This window comes from Methylobacterium sp. Leaf111, assembly GCF_001423285.1.
Classification (GTDB): Bacteria; Pseudomonadota; Alphaproteobacteria; order Rhizobiales; family Beijerinckiaceae; genus Methylobacterium.
The window spans coordinates 1-5,016 of record NZ_LMNE01000048.1; the positions used below are offsets into that span (position 1 = coordinate 1).

The 5,016-nt window shown below is 67.1% G+C and carries 5 protein-coding genes and 1 pseudogene; 1 reads left to right on the top strand and 5 read right to left on the bottom strand.

Features of this window, described 5'->3' with window-relative positions; genetic code table 11:
- Positions 1-394 precede the first annotated feature (394 nt).
- Positions 395-1,441, bottom strand: coding sequence for an IS110 family transposase (locus ASF41_RS19185; RefSeq protein WP_056496107.1), 1,047 nt, complete (start codon positions 1,439-1,441; stop codon positions 395-397).
- 118 nt (positions 1,442-1,559) lie between these two features.
- Between ASF41_RS19185 and ASF41_RS19190 the strand changes: the two are divergent.
- Positions 1,560-2,753, top strand: a pseudogene (locus ASF41_RS19190) (Y-family DNA polymerase); the annotation flags it as partial.
- Between the two features lie 28 nt (positions 2,754-2,781).
- On the opposite strand, the gene ASF41_RS25215 reads toward ASF41_RS19190, so the two are convergent.
- The 4 genes from ASF41_RS25215 to ASF41_RS19205 all read right to left on the bottom strand — a co-directional run bounded on the left by ASF41_RS25215 (position 2,782) and on the right by ASF41_RS19205 (position 4,911).
- Positions 2,782-2,955 carry a hypothetical protein gene (locus ASF41_RS25215; RefSeq protein ID WP_156653392.1) on the bottom strand — a complete coding sequence of 58 codons (174 nt, stop codon included), beginning with the start codon at positions 2,953-2,955 and terminating at the stop codon, positions 2,782-2,784.
- Complete coding sequence (locus tag ASF41_RS19195) at positions 2,952-3,344, bottom strand: hypothetical protein (protein ID WP_056496111.1); 393 nt, start codon at positions 3,342-3,344, stop codon at positions 2,952-2,954. Before ASF41_RS19195 ends, ASF41_RS25215 begins: the two co-directional genes overlap by 4 nt.
- Before the next feature lie 29 nt (positions 3,345-3,373).
- Positions 3,374-3,589, bottom strand: a complete 216-nt coding sequence (locus ASF41_RS19200; protein WP_056496114.1) for a hypothetical protein — start codon at positions 3,587-3,589, stop codon at positions 3,374-3,376.
- A 185-nt stretch (positions 3,590-3,774) separates the two neighbouring features.
- Entirely contained in the window at positions 3,775-4,911 is a 1,137-nt protein-coding gene (locus tag ASF41_RS19205; protein ID WP_244479720.1) for an FAD-binding domain-containing protein, read from the bottom strand.
- Between the last annotated feature and the right edge of the window lie 105 nt (positions 4,912-5,016).

Below are 5,016 nucleotides of genomic sequence, written 5' to 3' on the forward strand. Positions count from 1 at the left end.
AGAGCGTGAAGGAGATGCCACTGCGCATCCCGCCAGACTCGCAGGACAGGCCTCAAACCGAAACCCCACGCGGACTCAACCGTCAGACCTTAACCACTAGCTTGCGATACGCTCCACTGCGTGGACGTTTTATCTTTTCTGCCTGGCTTCTCCGAAACTGGTGTTTTGTCAGTCTCATCCTATTCGTCTCACGGGGCTCTTGGCTTCTGTCCGTGGTCGGCACGGTGACCTCCACATGATCGCGTTCCGATGAGAGGCGAGCCTATATGCGACAGCGGACTTGGCCAAAGGCCAGCACACCCGTCATTCCGGCTTCACCTCCCGCCCGTCCCCGTGAGGACGACCCTTCGAGGTCAGGCGCGCCCGGCCTCAATCCTTCATTGCGATAGGCCGCTCACGCAGCGGCAGTAGCGGATGGCTCCGCCACGCTGAAGCGGAATGTGGTGCCATCGACCCACATCCGGTGCATCACCACCGCCATCTTGCGGGCCAGCGCCACCGTCGCGCGCTTGTTGCCCTGGCGCTGCGCCACCTTCGTCGCCCAGGCCTTCAACCCGGACCACTTCTTGACCCGGTGCAGCATCACGTGCGCCGCTTCGAACAGCGCCGCCCGCGCCTCGGTGTCGCCCGTCTTCGTGATCCGCCCGTTCCGGTCTACCTCCCCGGACTGATGCTTGCGCGGCACCAGACCGAGGATCGCCCCGACCGATCGCGATTTAGCGAACCGAACCGGGTCCTCGATGGCTGCGATGAAGGTTAGGCCGACCACCGCACCGACGCCCGGCACCGTCATCAGCCTCCGGCAGACCGCGTGCTCGCGGGCGATCTCCAGTACCATGCGGTTGAGCCGGTCGAGCGATAGCAGCATCGCCGCGTGCGCCTGCAGTAGCACGTCGAGGATGGCGGCCACGCGCGGCAGATCTGCTGTCAGCTCACGCACCCGCTCCGGAAAGGTCCGGCGCTTGGCGGTGCCGAGTTTGATCCCGAACAGGCAGAGCGAGCCGCGGATCTGGTTCTCCACATCGCCGATCTTCAGCACCAGCGTATTACGGCTGGTTAGCAGCGTGCGCAGCTCCATCGTCCGGCGTGCCTTCACATGGACCTGCCGGAACCAGCCGGTGCGAAGCATCTGAGCAAGGCCGCGCGCGTCGTTCCGGTCGGTCTTGTGAGTCATCGCGACCATCGCGGCGCGGGCGTGCCGCGCGTCCATGCCGACGACGTTGGGCACGCCGAGTTCGGTCATCTCCTCGCACAGCCAGCCTGCCAGCGCCCCGGTCTCCAGGCTGACACGGGTCAGCGGTAGGCCGAGAGCGCCAAGCCATGTCGCCAGCGCCTCTGGTTCGCTGGCGACCTTAGCCTCGCGGAGGATTTTGCCATCCTCTTCGACAACGCAAACCGACGTCTCTGCCAACGAGACATCGAGACCGGCATAGTAGCGCATGAGCCTGCTCCCGGATGATCGGTCGCGAGCATCACGCCGGCAGACCGGGTTACACCATCGAGCAGCTTGCCACGTTCCACGACGCGGGGAAGGCTGGCGAAGGCCCGATTACCCGATATGTGCCATCGCCCGCACGGCCGAGGCCAAGGCGCTCGGGATCAAGATGGGCGATCCCTGGTTCAAGATCCGCCAGCAGTGCCAGCGCGAGGGTAAGCGGGTCTTCTCCCCGAATTACACCCTGTACGGCGACATGAGTGCTCGCACGAACGCGGTGTATCGGGACTTCTCGCCGGCCGTGGAGATCTACTCCATCGGCGAGAGCTTCCTTGATCTCTCGGACGTCCGTGACCGGGACCGAGTGGCACTCGCGCGAGACCTCCGTTCCACCGTGCGAGCCTGGACCGGCATCCCGACCTGCGTCGGCATCGGGCCCACGAAGACGCTGGCGAAGCTCGCCAACCACATCGCCAAGACGATCCCCGACCCCGACGGGGTGTGCGACCTGACCGACCCGGTTGCCTACGATCACTGGCTCTGCCGGATCTCCGTCGCCGAGGTCTGGGGCATCGGCCGCGCCTCGCTCGCCAAGCTGATCGGCCTCGGCGTCGACACCGTGGCCGATCTGCGCGACCTCGACCCGCGCCCGGTGCGCAAAGCCATGACGGTGGTGGGCGAGCGCATCATCTACGAACTGCGCGGGCTGGCCTGTCTGCCCCTCGAACTCCTGCCGGCCCAGCGCAAAGGCTGCGCCGTCACCCGCTCGTTTTCCAGACGCATCACGGAGCGCGAGACCCTGGAGCAAGCGGTCGCCGCCCATGCGACGCGCCTCGGTGAGAAGCTGCGGCCCGGCGGGCTCGGAACGACGCATGTTTCGGTCTTCTACCATACGAGCGAGCACGACCGCGGCGATCCGATGCGGTCCGTGTCGACGACCGTGACACTGCCCGAGGCCACGAACGACACTCTGGCGCTGATCAAGGCCGCGCAGGCGGGGGTGGCGCGCACCTGGCGCGAGGCGCCTGGCGACCGGCCTTGGCGCTACAGCAAGGCCGGCGTGGTCACCACCGACCTGAAGCTGCTCGAGGACGCGCCGCGGGCATTGATCGGGCAGCTCGACCGCGAGCGCAGCGCGCCGCTGATGGCGGCCATGGACGCTTGTAATGCCCGATTCGGCCGGGGCGAGGTTGTCCCGGCCCGGGCTGGGCTGGGCTGGGCTGGGCTGACCGAGAAGCGGACCTGGTCGACGAAGTTCGAGATGCGGAGCCCGCGCTACACGACACAGGTCGCGGAGCTGCCGACGGCACACGCCTGATCGAAGTGGCAAGCGCGCGCCCGAGGGCTCAGTTTTGAAGCTGCTCGACCGGCGTTGGCGACCGCAGGAAGATAAGCACGCCACCGACGACGGACAGGCCGAGTGCAATGGCGAACAGGAGAAAGAACCAGCGAGGCATGCTGTCGGATAGCACGCCTCGCATGCCGGTGGCAGGAAAGGCATCGCGGATAGCATCCGTCATCCGATGAGCGCGCCTGCCTGCCCGAGCCCAACCCGGTCGCCGGCGGCATTCACCCGGCCTTGACCCAACACCTTCATCCGCAGGTGTTCGATCGCTTCAATTGCGTGAGCACGCGCTGTTGAGATGGCACGGGGTAACTGTCCAACGGTCGCTCCCACGACGTTCGGACCTCTCTTCGGGTCCATGAGAAGCGTGATGCCTTCCAGTCTCTCGAGGACCACACGGCGTGCCTCCCAGATGCTTTGGTCTGGCTCGAGGAAGCGAAGCGTTCCATCGACCAGCCGCATGACGTCGTCGACAAAGTTGGCGGCCGCTGTGCGATGCGCCCGGACCTGATCACTGGCGGCGTCGAGAGCTCGAACGACATCTGCGCAAAGCTGCGTCGACATGCGGGCGATTTCTCAGTCTGACCGGCCGCTCAGTGCTTCACCGTCGCCACACTCGGCTTCAGATGCAAGAAGCTTCGCTCCCCTGTGGCCGCCTCAGCAATGTGGTCGATCGCGTTCAACAGCTCACCGAGGTCCTGGTTGGCCGAGGGCTGAAGCAGGACACGTCGGGCGGTTGTGCGCCCGGCGATGAGCTGCGCTTCAGTCAGGGGATCGAAATCGGGGCGAACCCGTCGCTTCTGGCTCATCGATTTTCCGGCTCGCTGATGGCTCCAGCCGCGGCAGCGCTGAGGGCAGCGGTTAGCGCGATAAGGAGGGCCGCCCCGATCATGATCGGATCCTCTTCTCCGCGCGCCTCAGGCTCTCCGATGGCGTCAGCAAGGAGTGCCGACCGCATGGTTAACGAACCGTTAGCCGCCGCAGGGAGACAGGATCAGGCCTCGGCCGCTAGTATGGACGGGATGGCGGAGCGCAGGCGGGAATAGCCGCGCGTGGAGCGCGGCCAAGCCGCGTCGTCCCAGGCCCGGCGCAGGCGCCGGCACCCATCAGGCAGGGCTATGGCCGAGGGGCCCACGGACGCCCAGGCGGTCAGCACCGGCAGGCCGCACGCCCATCCGGTCTCGACCGTCCCCGCCGGGCACCCGAAATATGCCGCGGCCCGGGCCAGGGCATCCGCCATCGCGGCCGTGTCCGCGGCTCTGACGCGGTCGGACGCCCCATCCGCATGGGCGATCAGGCCGCCGATGCGTACGACCGTCGCGCCGCCCAGCGGCAGGCTCTCCGGATGAAGATCGTCGAGGTGCAGGAGCAGCGCGACGTCGCCCGACGGCGGGGTATCGGCCGGAGGCAGCGCGACCTCACACGGCGGCATCGGCTCGTCCAGCGCATCGGGGTATTCGTCGAGACCGGCGGGATCGTAGCGGCCCTCCGTATACCGGCGGATGTTCTCCGCCCGGGCGACGTAGTGCTTGCCGCGGGTATGCAGGCCCGCCACCCAGCGCCACGACAGCGTGTTGCTCGCCGGGTCGCCGTCGAGAAGATGGCGCATGAAGAAGTCCGCACCGAGCGCCCAGGGCAGCCGCAGCGTGAAGATCCAGATCGAGGCGAACCACATCCGGGTATGGTTGTGGAGCCAGCCGGTCCCGACGAGGTCGCGGGCCCAGTCATCGAAGCCGTCGATGCCGGTCCGCCCTTCGGTGGCCGCCTCGTAGGTCCGGCGCAGGCCCGGCTCGGCGGCGAGGCGTTCATGGTCCGCGGCGGCGAGCGCAAGGGCGTCCGTCCAGGCCGAAGGGTGGGTCTCCAGATGGCCCTTGAAGTAGGTCCGCCAGAAGACCTCCGACACGAACTTCTCCGCGCCCCCGTCGCCAAAGGCGCTGTCGGCGGCGGCCACGACCTCCGCCTCGGTAATCAGACGACGGCGCAGATAGGGCGAAAGCGCCGACGTCGTCGGTGTGTGCTCACGCCCCCGATCGGTGTTGCGGTCGGCGGCGTAGACCGCACCGGCGCCAAGGAGGAATTCCGAAAGGCGGTCGAGCCCGGCGGCTCGGGTCATGGGGAAGCTGCGATCCATGCCACTTACCTAGTGGTGCGAGTCTAACATTTGGTGCCCGCGCTTTGCGGCCTGGATGATGCGATCCGGGTCGGCAGTCCAGACGAAGGGCTTTGGGTCGCCGTT

Excerpts from the sequence above, each read along its gene's own strand:
- ASF41_RS19195 (WP_056496111.1), bottom strand. The coding sequence starts at position 3,344 with ATGTCGACGCAGCTTTGCGCAGATGTCGTTCGAGCTCTCGACGCCGCC.
- ASF41_RS19200 (WP_056496114.1), bottom strand. The coding sequence starts at position 3,589 with ATGAGCCAGAAGCGACGGGTTCGCCCCGATTTCGATCCCCTGACTGAA.
- ASF41_RS19205 (WP_244479720.1), bottom strand. The coding sequence starts at position 4,911 with ATGGATCGCAGCTTCCCCATGACCCGAGCCGCCGGGCTCGACCGCCTT.
- ASF41_RS19185 (WP_056496107.1), bottom strand. The coding sequence starts at position 1,441 with ATGCGCTACTATGCCGGTCTCGATGTCTCGTTGGCAGAGACGTCGGTT.
- ASF41_RS25215 (WP_156653392.1), bottom strand. The coding sequence starts at position 2,955 with ATGACGGATGCTATCCGCGATGCCTTTCCTGCCACCGGCATGCGAGGC.